26 protein-coding genes are annotated in these 25,628 nt (G+C 36.4%); 12 read left to right on the top strand and 14 right to left on the bottom strand.

Annotated elements, in window-relative coordinates; all coding sequences use genetic code 11:
* Window positions 1-53 precede the first annotated feature (53 nt).
* The 6 genes from A5866_RS12925 to A5866_RS12900 all read right to left on the bottom strand — a co-directional run bounded on the left by A5866_RS12925 (window position 54) and on the right by A5866_RS12900 (window position 6,100).
* Window positions 54-1,367 carry an NCS2 family permease gene (locus A5866_RS12925; RefSeq protein WP_086277047.1) on the bottom strand — a complete coding sequence of 438 codons (1,314 nt, stop codon included), beginning with the start codon at window positions 1,365-1,367 and terminating at the stop codon, window positions 54-56.
* 209 nt (window positions 1,368-1,576) lie between these two features.
* Window positions 1,577-2,497 (bottom strand): phosphatase PAP2 family protein, encoded by a 921-nt coding sequence (locus A5866_RS12920; RefSeq protein WP_086445170.1) that lies wholly within the window; start codon window positions 2,495-2,497, stop codon window positions 1,577-1,579.
* 617 nt (window positions 2,498-3,114) lie between these two features.
* Complete coding sequence (locus A5866_RS12915; RefSeq protein ID WP_176332596.1) at window positions 3,115-4,035, bottom strand: DUF4767 domain-containing protein; 921 nt, start codon at window positions 4,033-4,035, stop codon at window positions 3,115-3,117.
* A gap of 132 nt (window positions 4,036-4,167) precedes the next feature.
* Window positions 4,168-4,899 carry a phosphatase PAP2 family protein gene (locus A5866_RS12910; protein ID WP_254907615.1) on the bottom strand — a complete coding sequence of 244 codons (732 nt, stop codon included), beginning with the start codon at window positions 4,897-4,899 and terminating at the stop codon, window positions 4,168-4,170.
* A 54-nt stretch (window positions 4,900-4,953) separates the two neighbouring features.
* Window positions 4,954-5,076, bottom strand: a complete 123-nt coding sequence (locus A5866_RS12905) for a hypothetical protein (protein WP_254907218.1) — start codon at window positions 5,074-5,076, stop codon at window positions 4,954-4,956.
* Window positions 5,077-5,446: 370 nt separating this feature from the next.
* Entirely contained in the window at window positions 5,447-6,100 is a 654-nt protein-coding gene (locus A5866_RS12900) for a DUF998 domain-containing protein (RefSeq protein WP_086445172.1), read from the bottom strand.
* A gap of 519 nt (window positions 6,101-6,619) precedes the next feature.
* Between A5866_RS12900 and A5866_RS12895 the strand changes: the two genes are divergently transcribed.
* The 4 genes from A5866_RS12895 (at window position 6,620) to A5866_RS12880 (ending at window position 10,625) form a co-directional block, all read left to right on the top strand.
* A complete protein-coding gene (locus tag A5866_RS12895) occupies window positions 6,620-7,504 on the top strand; it encodes an AraC family transcriptional regulator (protein WP_086445173.1) in 885 nt (294 codons plus the stop codon).
* Between the two features lie 73 nt (window positions 7,505-7,577).
* Window positions 7,578-8,765: an MFS transporter gene (locus A5866_RS12890; protein ID WP_086445174.1), complete on the top strand. Its 1,188-nt coding sequence runs from the start codon at window positions 7,578-7,580 to the stop codon at window positions 8,763-8,765.
* A 16-nt stretch (window positions 8,766-8,781) separates the two neighbouring features.
* Window positions 8,782-9,654 (top strand): alpha/beta hydrolase, encoded by an 873-nt coding sequence (locus A5866_RS12885; protein WP_086445175.1) that lies wholly within the window; start codon window positions 8,782-8,784, stop codon window positions 9,652-9,654.
* Window positions 9,655-9,695: 41 nt separating this feature from the next.
* Window positions 9,696-10,625, top strand: coding sequence for an ROK family protein (locus A5866_RS12880; protein ID WP_254907219.1), 930 nt, complete (start codon window positions 9,696-9,698; stop codon window positions 10,623-10,625).
* A 164-nt stretch (window positions 10,626-10,789) separates the two neighbouring features.
* On the opposite strand, the gene truA is transcribed toward A5866_RS12880, so the two are convergent.
* Entirely contained in the window at window positions 10,790-11,527 is a 738-nt protein-coding gene (truA, locus tag A5866_RS12875; protein ID WP_086445176.1) for a tRNA pseudouridine(38-40) synthase TruA, read from the bottom strand.
* A gap of 262 nt (window positions 11,528-11,789) precedes the next feature.
* Between truA and A5866_RS12870 the strand changes: the two genes are divergently transcribed.
* The 3 genes from A5866_RS12870 to A5866_RS12860 are packed head-to-tail and all read left to right on the top strand — an operon-like array spanning window position 11,790 to window position 13,892.
* Window positions 11,790-12,116: an ArsR/SmtB family transcription factor gene (locus A5866_RS12870; RefSeq protein ID WP_086445177.1), complete on the top strand. Its 327-nt coding sequence runs from the start codon at window positions 11,790-11,792 to the stop codon at window positions 12,114-12,116.
* Window positions 12,117-13,061 (top strand): ABC transporter ATP-binding protein, encoded by a 945-nt coding sequence (locus A5866_RS12865; protein ID WP_086277077.1) that lies wholly within the window; start codon window positions 12,117-12,119, stop codon window positions 13,059-13,061.
* Between the two features lie 60 nt (window positions 13,062-13,121).
* The gene (locus A5866_RS12860) at window positions 13,122-13,892 is read left to right on the top strand and encodes an ABC transporter permease (protein ID WP_086277080.1); all 771 of its coding nucleotides are present in this window, start codon (window positions 13,122-13,124) and stop codon (window positions 13,890-13,892) included.
* Between the two features lie 447 nt (window positions 13,893-14,339).
* Here the strand turns inward: A5866_RS12860 and A5866_RS12855 are convergent, their stop codons facing one another.
* The 5 genes from A5866_RS12855 to rpe all read right to left on the bottom strand — a co-directional run bounded on the left by A5866_RS12855 (window position 14,340) and on the right by rpe (window position 18,819).
* Window positions 14,340-15,077: a DeoR/GlpR family DNA-binding transcription regulator gene (locus tag A5866_RS12855; RefSeq protein ID WP_086445178.1), complete on the bottom strand. Its 738-nt coding sequence runs from the start codon at window positions 15,075-15,077 to the stop codon at window positions 14,340-14,342.
* Window positions 15,078-15,199: 122 nt separating this feature from the next.
* On the bottom strand, window positions 15,200-16,573 hold the full coding sequence (locus A5866_RS12850; protein ID WP_086277085.1) for a PTS transporter subunit EIIC: 1,374 nt from the start codon (window positions 16,571-16,573) through the stop codon (window positions 15,200-15,202).
* Between the two features lie 52 nt (window positions 16,574-16,625).
* Window positions 16,626-17,552 carry a sugar phosphate isomerase/epimerase family protein gene (locus A5866_RS12845; RefSeq protein ID WP_086445179.1) on the bottom strand — a complete coding sequence of 309 codons (927 nt, stop codon included), beginning with the start codon at window positions 17,550-17,552 and terminating at the stop codon, window positions 16,626-16,628.
* Between the two features lie 127 nt (window positions 17,553-17,679).
* A complete protein-coding gene (rpiB, locus tag A5866_RS12840; RefSeq protein WP_086277091.1) occupies window positions 17,680-18,117 on the bottom strand; it encodes a ribose 5-phosphate isomerase B in 438 nt (145 codons plus the stop codon).
* A 54-nt stretch (window positions 18,118-18,171) separates the two neighbouring features.
* Window positions 18,172-18,819, bottom strand: a complete 648-nt coding sequence (gene rpe, locus A5866_RS12835; RefSeq protein WP_086445180.1) for a ribulose-phosphate 3-epimerase — start codon at window positions 18,817-18,819, stop codon at window positions 18,172-18,174.
* A 210-nt stretch (window positions 18,820-19,029) separates the two neighbouring features.
* Between rpe and A5866_RS12830 the strand changes: the two genes are divergently transcribed.
* Entirely contained in the window at window positions 19,030-20,040 is a 1,011-nt protein-coding gene (locus tag A5866_RS12830) for a LacI family DNA-binding transcriptional regulator (protein WP_086277098.1), read from the top strand.
* A gap of 120 nt (window positions 20,041-20,160) precedes the next feature.
* On the opposite strand, the gene A5866_RS12825 is transcribed toward A5866_RS12830, so the two are convergent.
* A complete protein-coding gene (locus tag A5866_RS12825) occupies window positions 20,161-20,670 on the bottom strand; it encodes a DinB family protein (protein ID WP_086277101.1) in 510 nt (169 codons plus the stop codon).
* Between the two features lie 158 nt (window positions 20,671-20,828).
* Between A5866_RS12825 and A5866_RS12820 the strand changes: the two genes are divergently transcribed.
* The 4 genes from A5866_RS12820 to A5866_RS12805 all read left to right on the top strand — a co-directional run bounded on the left by A5866_RS12820 (window position 20,829) and on the right by A5866_RS12805 (window position 23,496).
* Complete coding sequence (locus A5866_RS12820) at window positions 20,829-21,272, top strand: LytTR family DNA-binding domain-containing protein (RefSeq protein ID WP_086445181.1); 444 nt, start codon at window positions 20,829-20,831, stop codon at window positions 21,270-21,272.
* Window positions 21,273-21,274: 2 nt separating this feature from the next.
* Complete coding sequence (locus tag A5866_RS12815) at window positions 21,275-21,682, top strand: DUF3021 family protein (protein WP_176271358.1); 408 nt, start codon at window positions 21,275-21,277, stop codon at window positions 21,680-21,682.
* A gap of 235 nt (window positions 21,683-21,917) precedes the next feature.
* Complete coding sequence (locus tag A5866_RS12810) at window positions 21,918-22,652, top strand: ABC transporter ATP-binding protein (RefSeq protein WP_086277110.1); 735 nt, start codon at window positions 21,918-21,920, stop codon at window positions 22,650-22,652.
* Window position 22,653: 1 nt separating this feature from the next.
* Window positions 22,654-23,496, top strand: coding sequence for an ABC transporter permease (locus A5866_RS12805; RefSeq protein ID WP_086445182.1), 843 nt, complete (start codon window positions 22,654-22,656; stop codon window positions 23,494-23,496).
* A 235-nt stretch (window positions 23,497-23,731) separates the two neighbouring features.
* Here the strand turns inward: A5866_RS12805 and A5866_RS12800 are convergent, their stop codons facing one another.
* Entirely contained in the window at window positions 23,732-25,501 is a 1,770-nt protein-coding gene (locus A5866_RS12800) for a DNA-binding protein (RefSeq protein WP_086277115.1), read from the bottom strand.
* Between the last annotated feature and the right edge of the window lie 127 nt (window positions 25,502-25,628).

The raw sequence follows: 25,628 nt of genomic DNA, 5'->3' as shown, positions 1-25,628 counted from the left end.
AAGGAGATCAGACAAAATACAGATAAACGGTAGGTGAAAAAGTAATCTCTTCACTACTTAACATTTAAAATCCACATAAATCCTACAAAAACAAAGAATAAACCGTACATAATTGGCGAAACTTCTTTCCCACGTTTAGCCGCAATCATTGTGATTGGATAAAAGATAAAGCCAAGCGCGATTCCATCGGAAATACTGTAAGTTAATGGCATACCTAACAAAATCAAGAAAGATGGAATGGCGATTTCCATTTCTTTCCACTTTATTTGGCTAAGTGATTGTGCCATTAAAACGCCCACAACAATTAGCGCTGGCGCCGTTACTTGAGACGTTACCACTGAAAGTAATGGTGAGAAAAACAGACCAACAATGAAGAAAAGACCTGTTGTCACTGCGGTCAGTCCTGAACGTCCGCCAACGGCAATCCCTGCAGATGATTCTACATATGCACCAACAGGAGAAGTACCCAACAGTGAACCTGCCAACATCGCAGTGGAATCTGCTGCTAATGCTTTTCCAACACGCGGCATTTTATTGTCTTTCATAAAACCTGCTTGATTGGCTAATCCTACCAATGTTCCCGCCGTATCAAAGAATGTTACTAATAGAAAGGTCAAAACAACAACCCATAACTGGATTGAATTGATGTCTCCTACATGTTTTAGTGCAACTAAAAAAGTTGGCTTAAGACTTGGCGCTGCTGAAATAATCTGAGTTGGTGCTTGAATCAAACCAGTTACTAAACCTAAAATAGTTGTAGCTGTCATCCCAATAAAAATCCCACCTGGAACACGACGCACCATCATAATAGCTGTAATCGCTAGACCAAAAATAGTCAGCCATGTTGTTCCAACATTTAAAGGCCCTAAAGCAACCAATGTTGATTCATTCGCTACGATGATCCCACCTTCACTCAATCCTAAAAAGGCGATAAATAAGCCAATTCCTCCAGAAATAGCATACTTTAAATCCGCTGGTATTGCATCAATGATCAACTCACGTAATTTGAATATCGTGATCAAAATAAAAATCAATGAAGCAACAAACACGCCAGCTAACGCTGTTTCCCACGGAACACCCATACCGACACAAACAGAATAAGCAAAAAAGGCATTGATTCCCAATGCAGGCGCTGTTGCGATCGGATATTTCGCAAAAATTCCCATCAAAATACAGCCTAATGCACTAGCTAGTGCTGTCGCAGTAAAAACAGCTCCCTCGTCCATTCCAGAAGCACCCAAAACAGTTGGGTTTACAAATAGAATATACGCCATTGAAATAAATGTTGTAAATCCCGCTAAAAATTCACGTTTAACAGTTGTATTTAATTGCTCAATCTCAAAATAAGAAATAATTCTTTCTTTCACATGATATCCTCCTAAAATCTGAATAATAAAAATTTGTAAAATTGCGTTATACTACTTAAACAACGTGTTCAATCATATAATAAAGAACAAAATAAGTAAATACAAAGGATACAATCTGCATCGTCGTTACGTTATTTTACTGCAAACAAAAATAGTGAGATTCCCTGTACCAAGAAATCTCACCATTTCACTATTAAACAACGACCTTATTAAGATAATATTTCTCCATCTAAGCGTTGATTTAAAAGACGACTCACCACATAAATCACCATTATTGCAATAATAGAACCGACCGCAACATCGCTCAAAAAATGTGCGCCAATCCGAACTCTCGACCATGCAACCAAACAACCAAATAGACTTGCTAAAAATACGATTCTCTGTCGTTTCTTTTTCTTCAAAGGCTCAACAAATAGTGGTAAATATAACCCTAACCAGGCTTGCTCTGAATGTCCGGAAGGAAACGACTTATGACCGTTCGCTCCATTGATTTGCCACCAACTTGTATAATCCGACCAGTTACTTTGCAATTCATAAGGACGGAATCTGCCCCAAAATCCTTTCATCACATCTACGAGTGTATTGGCAGTATAAACAACAATAATTGCACCTAACCCTACCATGAGCAGTCCTCGCATTTCCTGATGCGTTTTCTCTTTCAACCAATAACCGCATAGTCCACAACCGATAATAAAGACTAGTAAAGATAGGATTACAAGTGCTGGGAAAAACCATTGCGGAAAATTAATTGTAGCAGAACCGTCATTATTAGCAGCTCCAATTGGCTGATTATTTTGTTTATTATTCAATGACGTCACGGTATAAAAAAGCATGATTTTGATCATTTGCCAGATTTGATAGAAACCAGCAATAATAGCAATAAAATAAATACTTCCCTTAGCGAAACTTGGCAAATTACTTTGTTTAGCGTAATAAATAAAAATCTGAGTCGACAAAAAAATAATGATTCCTGGAAAAATCAAGCCGTAATTTTGAAAAAATGTTCCAAACAATGACCCCTGATCCATTATTCCTTGACTGATTTGCTTATCCCAAACCCCACCAATTAGTAACAAAAGACCTAAACATACAAGTGTAACTATTTCTCTTTTTTCTTTTACAAAGTTCATTTATAAGCCTCCTCTCTATACTAAATTGTAAGAGAGAATTGTTGCATTTTTGTATTATCCTCGTATAGATTCAGTTAAGATTGAGTAAACACTTCAACCTTAACTGTTTTTACAATAAAAAAAAGTTCTGGGTGTGGGACAAAAGTCAAAAGCACTTTTGTTTCACACCCTAAATACGAATAAACGGTGGGATCAAACGGTCCTCCATGCTTCGAGGATCGGAGTGAAACGAGAACCGTAGATGCAGAAGCAACCACTACACTACACTTCGTTTCGATCTCATTAACTTCTACGCATGAAACATGCTAGAGTTAAAGGCCTCCGCTTCGATCACATCAAACTCTAAGTGCTAAAGCACTAAGATTTGAAGGCTTCGGAAATAAGCTGAAATTGCTGTAAAACACAATGAGGAACGAGTTGATGTTGCACAGTACCTACCTGGTCACAAAAATTTGAAGAGCACCGAGTAGGTACCAATCATCATCAGTTCGTAAACTCACTGTGATTCTTGGCAATTTTCGTGAATTCCTTCTTATTTCTCGGGGATAAATACTCCTGTCCCAACCTCAGAACTTATATAATTTTCTTTTGACAGATTTAATAACAAATTATCCTTATCAATTGCCAACAATTTCAGCAAAGCCATTGTTTAAGTCGGCATTTTGTGACTGTTCAAAGTAAATCATATTTTCAGCATTCCCTTGATTTTGCATGGTCACCAAAACTACAGGCTGACCGTTTAGAATCGTAAAAAGATATAAATGTCTATCCATTTTAGTCGTTGTAGCAATATCCGAATAGATAGCAACAACATTATAGATATCACTAACGGTACCCATTTCAGACCACTGAAGGATTACTTGATTTCCTCCTACAGCTATGTTATTTCTAGTTAATGTACTTGGGAAACTATAACCATACCAGTTTGCTTCAAAACTAGGAGAATACTCTATATAAGATTGCCCCATCACATCGCCCCAACTTTGCATAAACGCAAGCAACTCAGATCTTTTTTGAAGATTCCATACTGTATCTGTTGTCGCTGTTGGCGGAGCTGAAGGTGCTGTTGGTTTAGATGGTTCAGTTGTTTCTTTTTTGCTATCTTCACGCTCTTCAACGATTTCTTTGTTTATATCTTCTGTCAATTCTTTACCGTATTGTTTCAGCGCCTTTGAGCCATCTTTAGCTTCAACTAATACAGATAATTCTTTTAGTGCCTTAGAATATTCTTTCTTATCTTTCAATGAGAGAACGTTTTGATATAACGTAACTTGTTCTGCTAATTTCTTGGCTTCATCACTGTCTTTTCTGTACTCCAATGCTAATTGAAAAGCCGCAACAGCTTTAGACATATCTTTATCGACAATCGCTTCTTTCCCTTTAGCCATTGCTGAATCATATTCCTTTTGTTTTTTGTCACTTGTTGAGGTTACTGTTGCTTCATCACTGGTCGTTGAAGTCACGCTCTTATTATTTGAGCAACTCGCCATTAAACCAATAATCACACATGAACATACCCCAATCAATAACTTTTTCATCATTGCACACTCCCTTTATGACCTACACTTTTCCCTACTTGTATTATCCATTACTATTTGCTTTATGACAAGCAGAGTTGATAATAAAAAGAGAGCGTATTTCTCGGAGCGAGTGACATTTGATAAAACGACTTATTCTTTTACTAAATTAAGCTGTGCACATCTTGTTCCAACAAAAATCAAGAAAATAATAATAAAAGCACCCATTGTTGCATCACTAAAGAAATGACAACCTAATAATACTCTACTGATTGCTGTAATGGCTCCCCAAGTAATCCCAAAAATCAATAAATTTTTTCGTAACTTTATATTTTTAGGACTAGCATATAAAGGAAAGAATAAGGCAAACATACTTTCACAAGAATGTCCTGATGGAAATGATTTGTGGCCTGTCGGGCCGTTCATTTTATACCACGGAGTAAAATTATCTTGAGCAGCATTCAGCTCATAAGGTCGAACTCGTCCCCACAAGATTTTGATTTCTTCTACACACATTAAATAAACAAATGCCACGGCAATACCTAAGATCGCCACGCGCATCAAACGATCCAGCTCTTCAGCCGTTTTACGTCTTAACCAGTTTTGGATGATCACTGTCGCTATTGCAAAAACCACAAAACAAATGATGATATTGATAGCAGTCGATAATGTTGGATTGGCTCCCTCATCATTATTTGCTTGTCCAATCGGTCTATTGTGCTCCACGTTTTGGATGGATGATAATGTATATTGGATAGCAAATTTTAGATAATACCATATTCCATAAAATGCTAGACCTACACCAGCAATAACAATCAATAATTTTGCGATACTTGGCTGACTCGATCGAATCGCGTGATGAATGATAATTTCTCCGCTCATCATAATAACAACACCTACTGGAAAACAGGCATAATTTTGTAAAAAAGTTGCAATGTATTAATTTTGACTCATCACCGCATTTGAGATAGCTAAGTCCCCAAACGTACCAATCCCAAGTAAAATCACAAAAATAGCGATAATCATTGCAACCCTTCTACTCTTTGACATTTTCGTTAACATTTTAAAACCTCCTAAAATTAAAAGCGTAGTGGGATCGTCCAGCCTCGACTGGAAAATAGGAAAAATTGACTGAGGTTCTTTTTGCCTCATTCCATTTTTGTCTTTTTGCCGAGAGGCTAGCCCGCGTAGCTAGATAACACACGGTAACAACGTTCCACTTCGTTTCACCTAATGTTTTTTACCACAAGCAATAGTTTATCCCTTCACAAAAGAAAACTTCATACATTTTATATGTTATTTCTTAAAAAAGAGAATAATTCATCTATAGGGCTTCATTAAAATAAGAAAAGGATAAAACAAAAGTAAAAAAACACTTTTGCTTCATCCTCTATTTATCGGGATTAAACGCTTCTGTTTCACTCGCTTCATTTTAATTATCCACAGCTTTACTATTTTTAATTCGTTCTATAGCAAAAATGACAATCGGTAAATAATTAAAAAAGAAACTAATGCGCTGACAAAAACCAATTTGATTCAGAAGCGGCAATTGTTCTAGTGTTGGGATTCGGGCTAATCCATAAATACCTGCGAAAAAAAGGCTAGTTCCCAGTAAACTAAAATATAATTTACTATACATTACTTGCTTTTGCTTGCGATACAGTAAAGATAAAAAGAACGGAAAAAGTAAAAATCCTGCATAACCTAACCCAGAACCAATATTATGAATCCACGTAGAAAGAGTCCAAGTTGCTTGTTCAGTATTAATACTAAAAAGTCCCGTAAAAATACAATCGCCAACACCATACACCCCAATCGAAGCCGTTAGCAAGATTGCCAACGTTCGCGATGTACGAATAAAAGCATGATATATTGCTGGTAATGCTAAAACAAACAATAGACCCGATACCACAGACCAAATTAAAAAAACTTGCCTGACAGGACTATTTATATCACCAAAAATACTGATTACCATGGTCAGCTGGTTTATTTCTGGGTAAAAAAAACCTAAAATATAAGGCGTTAAAAAATCGCTTATTGCGCCTAATAATAGAAAGTAGAAGCCATACTTTTTAAGAACATTCATTTTATTCCTCCTAACACTAAAAGCGTAGTGGGCTCATTCAGTCTCGACTGAAAAATAGGAAATTATGTTTGTGGCGTTCCTTGCCACACTCAGATTTTATCTTTTTTCCGAGAGACTAGACCACGCAGCTAGATAATACATGGTAACAACGTTCCACTTCGTTTCACCTTGTACTTTTCAACATCAGTTCACTCTATTCACCGTGTTTCAAAGCAAAGGCGTAGTGGGCTCATTCAGTCTCGACTGAAAAATAGGAAATTATGTTTGCGGCGTTCCTTGCCACACTCAGATTTTATCTTTTTTCCGAGAGACTAGCCCACGCAGCTAGATAACACATGGTAAAATCATAACAGATTACATTATCTTATCAGATGACTACATACTCTAATTATAAGCAACCAACGAAAATTTTTCACGCAATTGAACTATTCATTATCCTTTATAACCATCACATCCTACTATTTAAATTGAGTAATTCATGCTACTATACATTTAAAATCTTTTTATTGAGAGGTAAAAATGTTTCAGCATGAAATCGTTGATGTTACTAAAGACCAACTGCCATTTAAAGTGATCGTTCACAAAAATACTAACGCAACTATCCCTAAGCATTGGCACCGTTCTTTTGAATTAAGTTTCACTGCAAAAGGAAAGATCGATGAGTTTATTATCAATGGACAACACTATGCCCCAACAACTGGAACGATTTTGGTGATCAATCCTAATGAGGTTCATGCTATCTCTGGCTCCACTAAAGACGATGAAGAAAATAGTGCTCTGTCCATTTTGATTCCATATTCCTTTATGACAGAATATATACCTGAATTTAGCTACCGTTTTTATGAAATTCCGCCAGAACAGCAACGAACGTTATCACAACAACAACACTATAAAGAATTGCAGCAATACTTTTACCACTTATTTCAAGTAATGGAACAGCCTGACGCATTTTCTAGTTTAAAAATCTTGAGTTTGGTTTATGATATTCTTTATCATCTAACGAAAGCTTTTTCTAGTGTTCGTGAAATCAAAAATGATTTTTCGGTTGGTACAACAGAGGAGTTTGCTTGGATCGATAGTGTTTTAGTCTATATTCAGCAGTATTTTGCTAGTCCTCTTACTGTCAGTGAATTAGCAGAAGCAAATCATTTAGCACCTAGCTATTTTTCTCGGAAATTCAAAAAGTATATGGACATGTCAGTGATGGAATATGTATCAGAGATTCGTTTACAAGCAGCTTTTCAACAAATCGCCCACACAACTCGTTCTATCAAAGCCATTTCCGATAGTTGTGGTTTTGCCAATCATAAATCGTTGATCAGTAAATTTAAAAAGAGTTATGGTATGACCCCTTTGAACTATCGGCAAAATTTGAAAGTAAGTCATAAAAATCAAAAAAAATAGTCAGTTTCCTACCCTCGTAAGTAAACGCTTGCATTTATAATACAAGTAACAAAAGAAAGGTAGGTTATCGACTATGAAGTTACAAAAACAGCATTGGCTTTTTAAATTGTCTCTGCTCTCAGTTTCGGTTCTGTTAATGTCAGCACCCATTATTTCAGCTGCTTTACCATTAATGTTTACAGATTTTCCTGATCAGTCAAAGTCAGCAATTGAGACCCTGTTAACAGTACCAAACTTTGGCATTATCTTAGCGCTCTTGATCAGTCCACTCTGTATTCGTTTTTTTTGGAAAAAAAATACTGTGATACTCGGCTTATGTATTGCTTTAGTAAGCGGGATTTTACCAGCAATCATTAACAACTATTCAATGATTCTTGCTTCTCGCTTTATGTTTGGGGCTGGAATCGGGTTATTCAATTCTTTAGCAGTAAGTTTACTGGCTGAATTTTATCAAGGAGACGAATTATCCACGATGATGGGCTATCAATCTGTAGCTGGTTCGCTAGGTAGTGCCGCATTATCTTTTTTAATCAGTTACTTGGTCACTTTAGGCTGGCACCAAACATTTTGGGCTTATTTGATTATTATCCCAGTACTACTATTATTTAGCTTTTTTGTGACGATCGATGAAAAGAAAGCAGCAACTACATCAAAAGCCGCAGCTCCAGAAAAAATAACCTTTAATTTAGCTGTGATTGGTTTATCTGTCCTAATTTTTTTCCTGTTTGCCTTCTTTATGACATCTGTTGTGAAACTACCGGAATTTATTGTTTCTAGCGGTATCGGCAGTACCAGCAGCGTATCAATTAGCGCTGGTCTTAGCACACTCGTTGGTATTCCCATTGGTCTATTTTATGGGAAAATACACAAGCTACTGAAGCAAACGCTTTTACCGCTAGGATTACTTCTAGCTGCGATTGGGTTTTTTATTATCAGTAAATCCAGTAATTTGCCAATTTTGATTATTGGCGTTCTCTTGATCGGGATTGGTTTTGGTGCCTCGGTGCCTTTCATCTATACTTGGACTGCAAAAGTAGCACCAAAAAATGCCATTAATATTTCTTATACTTGTTTGATTATCGCAACCAACATCGGTGTTTTTTTCTCACCAATATTATTAAATACTTTAGGAAATTTATTTGGAAATTCTTCACCTGCATTCAGTATGTTAGTAGCATCCGGCGGTTTTTTAGCGCTTGCTGTAGTGATGGGGACTAGCTTACTGATAAAAGAAAAAAATCGATCTTTACTAAAAAATTAATTAGGAGGCAACAACTATGCTAGCAATTGATATTCCAACAATGCGTATCCAAATGCAAGAAACCGACCAAAAGCGTGATTTTGGTTTAACTGAACCTGACACTTTAGAAACATTCAAGGATTTATCCTACGGTCCATATGGCATTGAAAATACATTTGATATTTACTATCCAAAAGGGACGGATCATTGCTTACCAACAATCATCAATATCCACGGTGGTGGTTTCTTCTATGGAGACAAAGAACTTTATCGTTTTTACACCATGTATTTAGCCACACAAGGCTTTACTGTCGTAAACTTTAATTATCGTTTAGCGCCAGATCATCGCTATCCAGCGCCATTGGAAGATACCAACGCCTTAATGAATTGGTTGATCGAACATGGAAAAAACTACTATATTGATCTAAATAACCTTTTCTTAGTTGGCGATAGCGCAGGCGGGCAACTAGCAGAACAATATGCAACGTTAACAAGCAATCCAACTTATGCACAAAAATTTTCATTTAAGATTGCAGCCGTTCAATTTAAAGCAGTTGCTTTGAATTGCGGTGCCTATTTCATTGGACAAAACGCTGCCGTTAATCAAGATTTTCCGTTTTACTTTGGTGAAACAATGACACCTACACTTGAAAGTCAGTTTCCGGTAGAAAGCTACATCACAGCTGATTTCCCACCAGCTTTTGTTGCAACATCTACCCATGATTTTCTAAAAGAAATTGCCAAACCATTGGCTGATCATTTAACCTCCGTTGGCGTTGAAACAACCTACAAACTTTATACAAATTCAGATGGCTCAGAGCTAGGACATGTCTTTCATTTAAATCAAAAAAGTGATATTGCCAAAGAGTGTAATAATGAGGAAATTGCTTTTTTCATCCGTTTTCTTTAAGATGGATACAAAAGTAATTTATTGGGAATTCGGAGGGTTGAATGATGCATTATTTAAGTATTGATGTTGGTGGAACTTATATTAAATTTGGGCTGATCGATCGGGCTGGCAATTTTATTCAAACTTGGCGACGATCCACTCCTAAAACTTTGGTGCTATTCAAAGAAGTGATTACTTCTGAAATAACTGCTCAAAAAGAACAAATAAAAGGAATCGCTATGAGTTGTCCGGGTAGAATCGATTCAGCTAAAGGGTATGTCCATACTGGAGGGGCCTTGCTATTTCTTTATGATTTTTCTATGAAAGAATGGATTGCCAGTATTACTGATTTACCCTTTGCAGTGATCAATGATGGTAAGGCAGCAGCATTAGCGGAATGGTGGATCGGTAATCTAAAAGGAATTGAAAATGGTGCAGCAGTCGTTTTAGGCACTGGCATTGGCGGTGGATTGATTTTAGATAATCATTTACACCAAGGTCCACATTTTCAAGCAGGTGAACTAAGCTTTCTGATTCGACAATCACCAAATCCTGAACAACCTCAAATCTTTGGTTTTCATGGGTCTGCCGTAAAATTTATGAAAGAAGCTACTGCACTGCTAGATGTTTCAACAGACGATCATGACGCTGTTTTTCTGGCAATAACAGAACACTCATCGCTTGCTTTAACCACCTTATTTGAACATTATTGTCGTGATATTGCCATTCTTCTGATCGATATGCAAGTCTTATTAGATTTAGAAAAAATCGTGATTGGTGGTGGCATCAGTGCCCAAGACAGTCTGATTGAAATGATTCAGATGCAATATTCTATTGTTAGACAGGAAGAAACAATGCTGGGACAAACATTTCCTCCTCTTGTTATAGAAGCCTGTGCTTTTCGAAATTCTTCGAATTTATTGGGGGCTTTGTATCAGTTGTTTGTTGAACTTGATTCTTCCGAAACCAATCAATCCATAAAATCTAAATAACCAGAGGTTGGGACAGAAGCGTTTAGACCCGAGAAATAAGCTGCTTCTGCCCCCACCATTTATTCAGGATTAACGTATTTAACAAAAAGTGAACCAACTTTTGTCCCAAACTCTGGTTATTTAACAGTTTGGCGAAACTCACTTTCTAATTATCACTATCAGGCTCAATAATAAACCTCATCTAAAAATAGCCCTTGAGCAGGTACTGTGATTCCAGCCTCACTTCTGATTTTATTTTTAAATACCTCGTCAATTACCTCTAACTTCAATGTTCCAGTACCGATTTCTAAAATTGTCCCCATCAGGATTCTAACCATTTTATGCAAGAAGCCATCCCCAATAAAGGTAAAATGAATCAGCTTACCTTCTTTTTGGATTGCTAGTTCTTTGATTGTTCGAGTCGTAGACTTTTTCGTCTTTTTAAGAGAAGAAAAGCCAATAAAGTCATGAGTTCCAATTAATTTACGGCAAGCTTCATTCATTAATTCAACATCAAGTTCTTCAGAATAGTGAAAACTATAATTACGTTCAAACGCAGACGGAATCGCATCGTTCCAGACATAATAACTATATTTTTTCCCTTCAGCATTGTACCGAGCATGGAATCGTTCAGGCACTTCTTCAAGCTTTTTGACAACAATATCCTTTGGCAGATAACGATTTAGAAATTCAATCATCTCTGGTCGTTCCATTTTGCTATCTGTTTTGAAATTAGCAATCTGTCCTCGGGCATGGGTTCCAGCATCCGTTCGACCAGAACCAATGATTTCAATTTTTGAACGTGTCATTTGTGTTAGGATATTTTCGATTTTCCCTTGAATCGTTTTATCTGAGTCACCAAGTCTTTGCCAGCCAAGATATCTAGTTCCATCATACTCGATCGTTAATCTGATATTTCTCATATTGTTTTATTTTCTCCTCTAAATACATTTTTTTCGTTGACCATACTCGTTTGCTTTTCTATTATAACAGTATTACTACGTGTGATGAAGTGGCGTCGATTTAAATGTAAATTCTACCGAATCGGACTTTATTTTAGCAAGAGAATTATTCGGATTTATTTCTCTTTTCCTACCTATTTCGCAGCACCAGCACTGCTTGACATTCTATTCATGTTCCTCTATATTGAACATAGACAGTTATCTATGTTCAGGAGGAATAGAGATGGATTACGAAAAAATTTCATTGGTACTAAAAGCGATGGCTGATCCAAAACGTATGAAAATAATTGATTTACTTTCTTACAGTAGTATGTGTGCTTGTAACGTATTAAAGCATTTTGATTTTACGCAACCCACACTTTCTCATCATATGAAGGTCTTAGAAAGTGCCGGAATTGTATCTGTCAGCAAACAAGGTCAGTGGCATCATTACACTTTAAAAGAAGACTTTGTAAAGGAATTTATGCGTTCTATGGTGCAATTGCTTTCTGATAGTGGAGAAGATTGTCTTTGCCAAAACAATAAAGAAACAAAAGGAGATCATGATTAAATGACGTATGCACTTGAAATAACGGATTTAAAAAAAGTCTATGGCAGCGGGGTTGAAGCTCTTAAAGGGATCGACTTAGCCGTAGAAGAAGGTGACTTTTACGCTCTTTTAGGACCAAATGGAGCGGGTAAATCAACAACCATCGGGATCATCACTTCCCTTGTCAATAAAACTTCTGGGAAAGTAAAGGTTTTTGGTTACGATTTGGACACTGATTTAGTTATGGCTAAACAACAAATCGGTCTGGTTCCTCAAGAGTTTAACTTTAACCCATTTGAAACAGTCGAGCAAATTGTTGTCAATCAAGCTGGTTACTATGGTGTTTCAAAAAAAGAAGCCTTGAAACGCAGCGAGAAATATCTGAAACAGTCGGATCTCTGGGAAAAACGTAATGTTCGTGCCAGAATGCTTTCAGGCGGAATGAAGCGTAGATTGATGATTGCACGTGCTTTGATGCATGAGCCTCGTCTACTTATTTTAGATGAACCTACAGCCGGAGTTGATATTGAACTAAGACGGGAAATGTGGGATTTTCTAAGAGAGTTGAATGAAAACGGCACAACGATCATTCTGACAACTCATTATTTAGAAGAAGCTGAGATGCTTTGCCGAAATATTGGCATTATTCAATCAGGGCAGCTGATTGAAAATACGAGCATGAAAACATTACTGTCAAAATTACAGTTTGAGACATTTATCTTTGATTTAGCACCTTTTGACAAAGAACCTGAAATTATTGGTTATACGTCCAACTTCGAAGATAAACAAACACTTGAAGTGGAGATTGAACGTAATCAAGGATTGAATGGTTTGTTTGAACAACTCACAAAACAAGGCATTCAGGTGCTTTCCATGCGCAATAAATCCAACCGATTAGAAGAACTGTTTCTAAAAATTACAGAAGAAAAACATCCAATGGATGCCAGTTCCACTTTCCAAGTATAAGCTAGTGGAATGGTATACGGCATAAGCATCAATACTTTTATACGAATAAGGAGAATGAACATGTTTAAGTTATATTTCACCGCTTTAAGAAGCCTTGCAGTCAAAGAAACGAATCGTTATCTACGGATTTGGGTGCAAACCTTAGTACCACCAGTCATTACCACTTCACTCTATTTTGTTATTTTCGGAAATCTGATCGGTGGGCGGATCGGGCAGATGGAAGGATTTTCTTATATGGAATTTATTGTTCCAGGTCTAATCATGATGTCTGTTATCACCAGTTCTTATGCGAATGTTTCTTCTTCATTTTTCTCACAGAAGTTCCAGAAAAATATTGAAGAATTACTCGTTGCACCAGTGCCAACCCACATTATTATTTGGGGATTTGTCTTTGGCGGATTGGGCAGAAGTGTTCTAGTTGGGACACTTGTAACCATAATTTCTTTATTCTTTGTACCACTTCATGTTTATTCTTGGTCGATTGTGATTATTACCCTTCTTATGACCGCTATTTTATTCTCATTAGCTGGTTTATTAAATGGGATCTTTGCCCAATCCTTTGATGATGTCTCTATCGTTCCAACCTTCGTTTTGCAACCATTAACCTATCTTGGTGGTGTCTTTTACGCAATCTCAATGTTGCCACCGATTTGGCAAGCCATCTCTAAAGTCAATCCGATTGTCTATATGATTTCGGGTTTTAGGTATGGTTTCCTCGGCACGATCGATGTCCCGATCATTTTGTCTCTAGTTATTTTGATTCTCTTTATCTCTGTGCTTTATGCAGTTTGTTGGTATTTGATTGATAGAGGGCGCGGATTGAGAAGTTGATGATGATTTATATGAGCAGTTTTGAATTACATTCCTGAGTATGGGACGCTAGTTAGAAGAAATTTTCTAACTAGCGTCCCATACAATGTTTATTTTTTAGATTGCTTTTTATTAGCACCCCCCCGCCTACTATTGCTACTGCAGCACCTAAAAAAACGACTGATAACGTTGACATTATTACACTTTCTTATAGAAATATCTATTACATTATCCTTACAACACAAAAACCTCAAAGTAAATACATCGAAAGCCCTACCGCTAATCGTGCTTAAATGATTATAATGAGGAAACTGGTTTCAATATCATAGCCTGTTTCGTTCTAGCATTTCAATTTGCGTAGGAAAAATGTGAAAAAATAAGTGTCTGAATAAGCGGTTGGAACAGAAGCAACTTCTGTCTCAACCGCTTGTTTTCTTCCAGAGAACGAACACTTTATTGTGCCGCCCCTTATTTCGCAATAATCTTCATTGCTTTACACAACTCTGAATCCTCTTTATCCGAAATCAAAATAACTTCATTCAAATCAAAGGATTTCACTGCAGATGATTTATGAAACTTAGAGCTATCACATAACAAAAATGACTTTTTCGCATGATCGATGACGGTTTTTTTTTTGATTGCTTCAACTAAATTTGGCGTCGTTACACCAAATTTTAAATCAATCCCGTTTGCGCCTAGAAACGCTTTATCAAAGATATATTTTTGAATGTTTGCTTCAGCTAACGGACCACTTAATGACGAAATTTTAGGATCGTAAGTTCCACCTAAAACTGTGATCTCTGCTTCAAATTCTCCCGTCAATCGAAAAACATCCGTATTTGTAGTAATGATCTTGATTTTCTTTTTAAGTAATTCTCTTAATAATGTCGTACACGTGGAACCAGAATCTAGATAAATCGTTTCTCCAGTGACAACCTCACGAGCAGCCAATTCAGCTATATACAGTTTTTCTTTTGTTTGCAAACTAGATTTGGTTGACATAGGCAGCTCCGAAACACTTGAACAAATCTTGACAGCGCCTCCTGACAAAGTTTGGACCTTATTTAACCCTTCAAGCTCTTTTAAATCACGTCGAAGAGTAGACATAGACACTTCCGGAATTAAGGTTTGTAGTTCTTCGATTTTGATCAGCTCTCTATTTTCTAGTATTTCTATAATTTTCTCTTGTCGTACATAGGGAATCATAAGAAACTCCTTTCATTTTTTCATTACGAACTAGTTCAAGAAGGATATACATTCTTAAAATACCATAAATATGGATAAATAGTAACGAAATAAACGAATTTGAAAGAAGTTCTTTGACGTTTTTAAGATAACATTTCTTCCCTTTCCGTAAACATATAAGCTAAAATAGCTGATACTGCTAACGAGATCCCTAATCCAATCATCGCTTGAATAAAATTTGATGCATTATCGGTCACAAAAGCCGGAAAAGTTGTCACACTACCAAACACAAAGGCGTTTGTTACTACTTTGGTTAAGCCTAAATAAGCCCCGCCTACAGCCCCACCAATGATTTGCGCTAAAAACAACTTTTTATTTTTTACTAATAAACCGAATAAAGTAGGCTCGATAATCGCTGAAAGAGCAACTGTAACTAAACCGGTGACAGCAAAACTACGGAGCTTGTTATTTCTTGCTTTAAAATAGACACCGATCGTCGTCCCAATTACCGCAAAGTTACAGGCAAACGTAAATGGGACAATATAATCAAAACCATAAGTTGAAACATTGTTGATCATGATTGGATTAACGGCCCAGTGAATCCCTAAACTCACAAGAACACTCCAACCACCGCCAATCAAGATACCCGTTAAAATACTGCTGCGTTCAATCAACCAATTAACAACTTGTGCAACAGCTTCACCACTATAAACACCAATTGGACCAATAACGATCACCGTCAATGGGATCATGACTGCTAGAGAGATTAATGGAATAATAACTAATTTTAGTGTTTCTGGAACTTTCTTATCTAAAAACTTATACAGATAAGAAAACGCCCAAATTGAGAGAATAATGGGAACAACTGTAGAATTATAATTCATTAAAACAACAGGGATTTTTAAAAAGCTTGTTGTAGCACCATTTCCAGTATCTCCCATCAATGCAATAAATTCTGGATTTAGTAATGCTGCACCTATCAATGCAGATAAATAAGGACTAGCGCCAAACCTTCTAGCTGAAGTAAACGCTAACAATACTGGTAAAAAATAAAAGACACTCATTGACGCAACATTTAAAATACTATACGTTCCACTAGCTTCGGATAAAATACCCGTTTGCACAGCTAAGATTAACAAGCCTCGTAGAATACCCGAACCCGCTAAGGCAGGTAATAACGGAGCAAAAATGGCTGAGATAGCTGAAAAAATATTACTAACAATGTTACCAGAACTCTCGCCATCATTATTTACTTGAACACTACCATCATCGTCTGTAACTAATGCTTCAAATTCATCGTATAACTTCGGTACTTCAGTTCCGATCAAAATTTGATATTGTCCGGCTTTGTTGACAATATTGACAACACCATCAATCTCTTTGATTGCCTCATCATTTGCCTTAGAAGGATCTTTCAATGTTAATCTCAATCGTGTAGCACAATGTGTCATATTCGCTAAATTATCTGCGCCGCCAACATTTTCTAAAATTTCTTTTGCTGCTAATTTGAAGTCCATCTTTATTCACTCCCCTGATTCTTTTTATTGTTAGAACTTAGTATTAGAAATCTTAAATTAAGATTTCTAATACTAAATCACTTACTTTCACTCCACTATTTTGCTTGATTAGCTCCGCAATATAGTCCATCCCTAATCTATCTATGATCGAATCGATTTTTTTGATCATCTTGATGTTTCTTTCACATTCAGCTACTGGCTCTTCAATCACTGGGAATGTATCAAAATAAAATGCATGATCGTAGTTATGCAGTTTCGTATAATAGATAAATTCGATCGTTTTGATCAATGTACTTGTCCCGATCATCAAACCATCATCATTCAATCCATAGCCATCATTTAAATGAACCCCAAACAATTTTTCCCGACTACCTAAAATGCTTGCTCCATATGCAGGATTTTCATGTTTCATCAGCATATGACAATAATCTAACGTAATGCCCAAATTCTCACGACCGACCTCATGAACCATTGATAACGCTACTCCAAAACTATCTAAAAAGGCATATGCTCTTGGTTGGAACGGCTTATACTCAATACTAATCTTAAGGTCTGGTGCGTAATCAGTGATTTCGATCAGACAGTCTTTGATTTGATTCCAAACTTTTTCATACTCAATCTGAAATGAGTAATCAAACCCATCAAAGCCTAACCAAATAGTCACAACCTCGCCCCCGACTTCACGGCAGTAATCACAGGCTTCTTTACATAACTGTATAGCTTTCATTGAAATCCTTTGATCCGCATTTCCAAGTTCCCCGTTAATAAATTCATCTCGAAACCGTAAAGCAACCCCATTAGCCTGCAACTTATTGGCTTGTAAAATCCCTTTCATTTTTTTAGCAGAAATCGTTTCTACATGTTCTGGATAATTAAAATCAACATGTGTTAATCCTAAGCGATTAAATTCTTGCAAGACTTCTTCTACATCATTATTGAATTTTGGTAAAAATGAATTGATTCTTGTCGCTAACTTCATTTTTATTCCTCCTTTTCTCTTCTACACCCCCATAATAGCATCTCTCATTTTCAATTTCAACCATTTTTTTTCATTTTATTTCAAATTTAATCATAATTATCCATTAATAAAGAGAGTAAACTCTTGTTTAATTCTCTAACTGCCGAATCATCTCTACTCGTTTGGCATGCCTTCCCCCTTCAAAGGAAGCATCTAACCATTCTTTTACTATCATTTTTGCTAGTTCGCTCCCAATCACTCGAGAACCAAACGCAAGGATATTCGTGTTGTTATGCTCTTTAGATAGCCGTGCTGAATAGGGTTCGCTACAAACAACTGCACGAATTCCTTTTACTTTATTGGCAGAAATCGAAATCCCAACACCTGTTCCACAAATCAAAATCCCACCATCAACGTTTCCAGAAGCAACTTCTTCTGCTACTTTTTTACCATATTGAGGATAATCCGTTCGTTCTGACGAATATGCGCCAAAGTCCTCAACGTCATGTCCCAATTCTTTTAGATAATCGATAATAATCGGCTTTAGTTCAAAGCCAACATGATCACTGCCAATTGCCAATTTCATAAACTGATTCCTCCTGTTAGTGAGAACTAAACTATTTTTGTGTACTCAATTCTATTATTTTCTTAATTCTGTCAGTATTTCTTGATAAGTTCCCGCTTTCCCAAATAATGCCGATGTTCCTAATACAAAACCTGTCACACCATTTTTACTTAATTGTGCCACTTTTTCTGGTGAAATTGCCCCATCAACCATTACTTCAAAATGATGTATTTTTGATAAGCCCACGAGTTTTTCTATTTTAGAATCTGTATACGCTAAATATTGTTGCCCTGCAAATCCAGGATTTACAGTCATCACCATCACATAATCCACTAAAAATAGTAAATCCAGGATCGTTTCAACTGAGGTTCCCGGGTTGATTGCAATACCTGCTTTTTTCCCTTTCTGCTGGATCATAGCCAATGTTCTGGCAGCCTGCTGGTCAGCCTCAGGATGAATATAAATAATATCCGCCCCAAGGTCCGCAAACTTCTCTACGTACTTACTTGGTTCTTGAATCATTAAATGAACATCCAACAATTTATCCGTAACAGAACGAACGAGTTCAAAATCTTGCAAACCCATTCCAAAATTGGGAACAAAACGACCATCCATAATATCCATATGAAAAATATCGACCCCCGCTTGATCAAGTTCTTGCGTATCCTTTTTTAAATTAGAAAAGTCTGCACACATCATTGAGGGACATAATAATTTGTCCATTGTATTTCCTCCTCTCTTGAGATAACGATTACCCAAGCTTCAAAAAAAAATTGAGTAATCGTTTACCTTTGTTTATGGACAATATATCACCAATATTTTAACCTGTCAATCAAAATTTGCCTTGAATGTTTGTATTCAGCTAGAATTTATGAGAAAATAATATTAAATATAAAAGAAAAAAGAGAACGATTACTCAAAAGGATGCTATCTATGAAAAACTATTCGATCAAAGATATTGCTGAGATTGCCGGAGTTTCTGTTGCGACTGTTTCTAGGGTCATTAATGATAACGGCCGCTTTTCAGCTGAAACTAGAAAAAAAGTGCTCAAGGTTATTGAAGACACTGGCTATAAAATGAACTATAGCGCGAAAAATTTACGCATGAATAAATCATTTACGATTGGAATTTTAGTACCGGATATCAGTAATTATTTCTTTTCTGATGTTGTTCAACAATTGGAAGAAATTTTATTTGCTAAAGGCTACTCCACCATTATTTGTAATACCTCTAGAAGCTCAGAAAAAGAACTTGCGTACCTACGCATTTTGGAAGGCAAAGGGGTAGATGGCCTAATCGTGATTTCGGGCGCGGAAGAGTTTGAGTTTGATTCTTCTAGTGCTGAAAAGAAAATCCCTTATATCTGCATTGATCGCGAACCGAAAAAGAAAGAAAATACTATTTTCATCTCGTCCAATCATTATCAAGGCGCTTTTGAAAGTGCCGAAGAATTAATCCATGAAGGATGTCTGCATCCTATTATTGCGATGCATAATCAAAAATCAACTAGCGCTAAAGAACGGTTGAAAGGCTTTAAAGATGCATTAAAGAAAAATAGTATCCCCTTCAATGCAAAACAACACTTACTTTCTATCGATATTGAACATTCAGATTTCGAGCAAAATTTGCTTACTTTTCTTAAGAAAAATCCGAATGTAGATGGCATTTTTTCGATCAATGATTTAATTGCGTTAGAGTTAATGCTAAGTCTAAAGAAAAATCAAATCGATGTTCCTAAAAAAATAAAATTAATTGGTTTCGATGATACTTACGCTGGAAAATATACGACGCCTACACTCTCATCTGTACGCCAAAATACTACCTTGATTGCCAACTATGCGGTGGAATCGTTGCTAGAATTGATTAGTAAAAAAGGAGAATTAGGTCGCCAAATTGTGGTTCCCGTTTCATTGATTTTAAGGGAATCCAGTACGTCATCCTGATCAATAAAAAGAAACGCTATTCTAAGTACATAAAATACTTAAATAGCGTTTCTTTTTGCTCGACTCAACACTCTATTTCAGTTGACATTTAAAACGAAGGTTCCCACACTTTACTCTTAACTACTTCCCAATCACCAATCTTCTTGTATACACAGCTTGCCCTGAATGCATCACAGCATCGTCGATAGCAGAAACAATCCGCGCCTGCCGTGTGACAACTGGTGTCCAGTTTCTATCTACAACATCACTAAGATTTTTTCCCTCAAGTGTTGCTAAATACGTATTGGTAAGATCTACGCTTGCTTTTAAATACTCAGATAGTAATGCTTTCTCCGTTACTTTGACTTTTGCAGCTTCTTCTGGTGTATGATGCCAATCTTCTGTGTCATCCGGTAAATCCAATGCAAATTTCGTACTCCAGCCTGCTGATAACCATAACGGCTTGGTCTGATTAAGTTCAGAAATCTGATAGTCCAGTTCTCTTGCCGTATGCCAGATTAACCAGGTAACTGATTTAATCAAGGCTGCCGGCATCGTATTCGCTTCATCCACACTCATTTGATCCAAGGTCTCTTCAAAACGCTCTTGTGCTCTCTTTAACGTATCACTAGATAATTGTGTAACATTCATCATTATTCCTCCTTTTGGATATGAAGTACGCATACCTCTTTCTACCAGTAAGTTTACTCTAACGCTTCTAAGACAGCAACTAATCAAATCATGCTCTAAAGCAGATTGCCCTTATGCTATAATAATGGCAATAAGTCTACGTTAGAAAGGAAACGAGTGTGAAAACTACTATTGAAATTATTGATCCAACCACTGAAGAACAAGCCATATTTAAGCTTCATCAACTATCACCAACCATTGAAAAAGTAATCAGCATCCTCAATGAAGAAGAGCATTTTTTAATTGGCGAGGCAGAAAATGCGCTCTACAAAATTTTGTTTTCTGATGTTTTATATATTGAAGTCGTCGATAAAAGAAGCTTTATTTATACTGAAAAACAAGTGTATCAAAGTAATGACAAACTTTACCAACTCGAAGAAAAATTAATGCACTTTGATTTTATCCGTATCTCAAAATCGATGTTGCTTAATATCGAAGCAATCCAAGCAATTGCCCCCTTGATTAGCGGACGATTTGAAGCTCGTTTGATCAATGAGGAAAAAGTTGCGATCTCGAGAAAATATGTTCCAGAATTAAAAAAATGTCTTGGAATGGAGCGATAAATATGAAGATAATCAACTATTTGAAAGAAGCTTTTCGTTTGACCTCATTGATCTTTACAACACTGGTCATACTCAATTTCGTTCTACAAACCGATGCATTAACTCATTCTCTCGGCTATATGTTATTGATTGCCGCGATTTCTGGTTCATTACACTTTCTTATTGAAGATCATGAAAAATACTCTAGCCAAAGAATCCTACTAAATCACGGGATCTACTTACTGATTGTTTGTTTGCAAATAACCCTAGCAAATCGTTTGCTTCATTGGAAACTAGGTTTTGGTGGGCTATTACTGAATTATGTCATCGTTGTGCTGATTTATCTGTTTATCCGATTTATTATGTATAGCAATGACCTCAAAGAAGCAGAAAAGATCAATCAATTTATCCAAAAACGAAAACAAGGTTAGGTTAGACTATACTAATTAACGATGAGCAAAAATTCATGAAAATTTGAAGAACAATAAGTTGGATCTATTCAATCTCAACATTGAGAATCCTTTGTTTCTTTTCATTTTCGTGAATTTTTGCATATTTTTTTACCTCTTGGTTTTGAATTTTAACCACTTAGGAAAATACTATTGTTCCTTAAAATCTTAGCAGTTATAGTTGATTTATCAACAAGAATAAAAAGGAGCAAATCAGATGAATGAATTAGTCAACGTAACAACGCTTGGAAAAAAATATGGGGAGCAAGTCGTATTGGATTCTGTCTCATTTTCCATTAGAAACGGTGAGTTATTTTCTATTCTCGGTCCAAATGGTGCTGGAAAATCAACTTTGATTTCCTTGCTTTTAGGATTACTCAAAGCTGACACTGGAGAAATAGAATTAGATGGCAAAAAAATAGGGTCAGATTCTTTAGAACACAAATCACTGATATCAGTCGTATTTCAAAATAGCATTATGGATTCTGAATTGTCAGTAAAAGAAAATTTAGTTATGAGAGCTTATTTTTATACTAAAAATTGGAAAGAAGCAAAAGAACTAGCCAAAATAAAATTACAGGACGTTCAAGGAAGTCATCTACTAAATAAGCGTTATGGTGTTTTATCGGGAGGAGAACGACGTAAGGTAGATATTGCCCGAGCATTATTGAACACACCTAAATTATTATTTCTCGATGAACCGACTACAGGATTAGATATCCTCTCTCGTGCCGATATGTGGCTATTGATCCATCAGTTAAAAGAAAAATATCAGATGACCATCGTCTTAACTACCCACTATATGGAAGAAGCCAGAGATTCCGATCGAATCTTAATGCTAGCAGAAGGTCGAACGGTCGCTTATGACACACCTGAAAATTTAAAAAAGACCTACCAGTGTAACACACTAGAAGATGTCTTTTTATCGATTGCCAAGAAGGAGAACAACTAAAATGAATGCATTAGTATATAGAGGATTAACCTTATTTTTTAAAAATAAACAAGCAGTAGTGGGTTCCTTCATAGGTGCCTTTATCATGATCGGTTTATATGTATTTTTATTAGGAGATAGCATGATCAAGCAATTATCAATGCTTTCGCAGCCGCAATTAGTGATTGACACTTGGATGCTAGCTGGTGTGATTGGAATTGTCTCAGCCAGCTCTACGTTAGGTTCAGTCAGCCAATTGATCCGTGACAAAGAACGTAATGTTTATACAGACTTTATGATTTCACCTATTTCAAAAAAACACATCATGTTGGGGTATTTTCTCAGTACCTTTTTTATTTCAATGTTCGTGACATTAGGTGTGATCATTGTCTCTGAGTTGTATATCGTCTTTATTTCAAATGGTGCTTTGCTATCCTTTAAACAATTTGGTTTACTCATTTTAGCAAGTCTGCTGACCGTTTTATGTTCTTCAGCATTTATGTTTTTTATTGCCAGTTTTTTCCGTCGAATTGATACATTTTCAACGATGACCTCTATTATCGGTCCATTACTTGGTTTTTTAACTGGCTGTTATGTCCCGATCGGCAGCTTACCAGAGGCAACAGGAAACGTGATTCAATATTTCCCTCTAACAAGTGGGATTGTTTTGATCCGAAAGATTCTGACAGAAAATGCGTTTGCTTCTGATTCTCCCAAAATTGCACTGGCAGTTCAAAAAGAACTAGGGATTGTTTTGAACTATCAACACGATGTCTTGATTCCTGTCATGATTTTGATCGTGAGCAGTGTTCTATTCTTGGGAATTGCCCTTTGGAATGTCAAAAGAATTGAATTAACTAGATGATAGCTTGGGATTAAAACGAGGAAAGATAGATATGAGTGAAAATAAAATTGTGTTTTTAGCTCGTATTTAGCCAGGTCTTCCCTGAGCAAATAATATAAGTGCTAAAGTAAAAGAAAAATAGGGCTGTTCCATTTTTTCATTACTCGTTTTTAGTCTATTAAAATAACCTAGAGGGCCTTTTCCCCTCTAGGTTTATAGTCGTTATATGCTGTTACCGCTAAACTTTTCTAGATCACTATTCTAGCCCTTCAATCACAAGATTTTCAATACTGGCAGCTTTTACATCTGCTGTAACTGATGCTTTGAACGCCACCTTGTCCCCTTCTTTCAAGAAAAGAGCCATTGGACTATTATTTGTTGTCACACTGTAGATGATTTTATCGTTCTCCAATAAGAAAGAAACAACAGTTTGTGCCTCACTAGCAACAATCGTCACACGAGAAACACTTCCTTTGATTTCTTGTAAATCCGCAGCTTCACTACTTGTATTATTACTGCCTTTTGTTGCTAATTCAATTCGGTAAGCATCCAATGCATTTTGTGCCGCATCAGCATCCACCACAATATCATTATCAACTGCATTGACATACACATATTTTTTGAAAATCCCTTTACTGTCCATTAAAGAAACAATCCAAGTTGGAACACCATCGATATTATACAACACTGGCATACTGGCTTTCCATTTTTTCTCTGGGTAAATTTTCGCTGCAATCGAAATGGCGCCATCGCTATCCATGATCCCGACTTTTGTATCACGATAATAGGTTACTTGACCTGTTCTGGCATTGATCAGTGAATAGCCTAAAGCGGAATCTTGATCCTCATCTCCACTTGTAAAATCTGTAAAATACAATAATTGACTGCCTTCTTTATTCATCATTGGTGTGATTTGACCTGATGCATAGATACCATTTTCCGTCGGGATTTTAACATCTTTTTTAGCACCAAACATCGTTTGATTCCACCAACCTTGGCTATAACGTCCAAAGTATTCATTGATACTGTTGGCAGCAGAACTTGTGATTGGCGCATCTACAAATTTGGGCGCATCTTTGCTGTCATAGACTTTCACTTTGCCCGTTGTAGCATTTAAAACGGCTGTCTTAAATTCGTTATAGTTCATTCGACCAGAAACACCGTATTCTTTATATAATGTTTGGATATAAAAAGGATTTCCCTCTTCATCGATTTCCAAATTGATTTTCCCTGTAGCCGCATAATCAGGATACGCTGCATAGATTTTACGTGCAACATCTTTCCCAAAATAAGCTGAAGGTGTGTAAATGATCGGCTTTTCCACAAATTTTGGTTGCGCATTGATATCCGTTGCGCTAATAATGAAGTAGCCAGGAACTGCTCCTAATTTTGACCATTTGAAAAATCCATTAAACTCTACTGTTGCAACATAGACATATTCCCCATTCACAACTTGCGCTGTAATCCCATCCAGTGTAAACATATTGGAATTTGGAATCACTGAGAACTTTTGTAACATTTTACGTTTTGCTGTTTTCGGTGCAATGGCTATCGGCGTTTCTTTGGTAGATGTTAAAACCTCTGCCTTTTCTTCAGTCTTCAAAGGAATCGTTTGGTAGACATCATCAATCGCTGTTATCTTCGTTACAGAACTAACAATGAATAATAAAACCATTGCAACAATACTAAGGCCTAATACACGCCCAGACCAATCATTCACTCCGGTTATCCCAGTAGTTTTATGCCCTTTATGCAAGATTTTATTAGAGGCTTGGCTAAGAGAACGACTTGCTAATAATAAACCACTTGCAACCACAGCCCCTATTAGGTTGATCCATAGAATAGTTGACAGTGTCTTACTAGGTAAGGCAATAAATAAGAAACTGCCCAGCAAAAGTAGCTCAATAACCACTAACACAAGGATTTTTTTGATATTTCTCCCTTTTGTGATCATTAAACTAAGACCATTTGCAACTAATATTCCCATACCAAAGAATAACGTTAACCCGATAAAATTTAAAAACATACTTTTTCCTCCTTTAAATTTAGATAAAAAAAGTACTTCTACTAGGAAGTAGAAGTAGCTTTTCTGATTAGTTTTATTATACAAGATTGTGTTTTTACTTACAATGTCTATTGTTGTAATCTTGATC

This window comes from Enterococcus sp. 12C11_DIV0727, assembly GCF_002148425.2.
In the GTDB taxonomy this organism is placed as follows: domain Bacteria; phylum Bacillota; class Bacilli; order Lactobacillales; family Enterococcaceae; genus Enterococcus_L; species Enterococcus_L lemimoniae.
The sequence above is the reverse complement of the archived record's forward strand: the minus strand, read 5'-3'. Positions and strand labels throughout refer to the sequence as shown.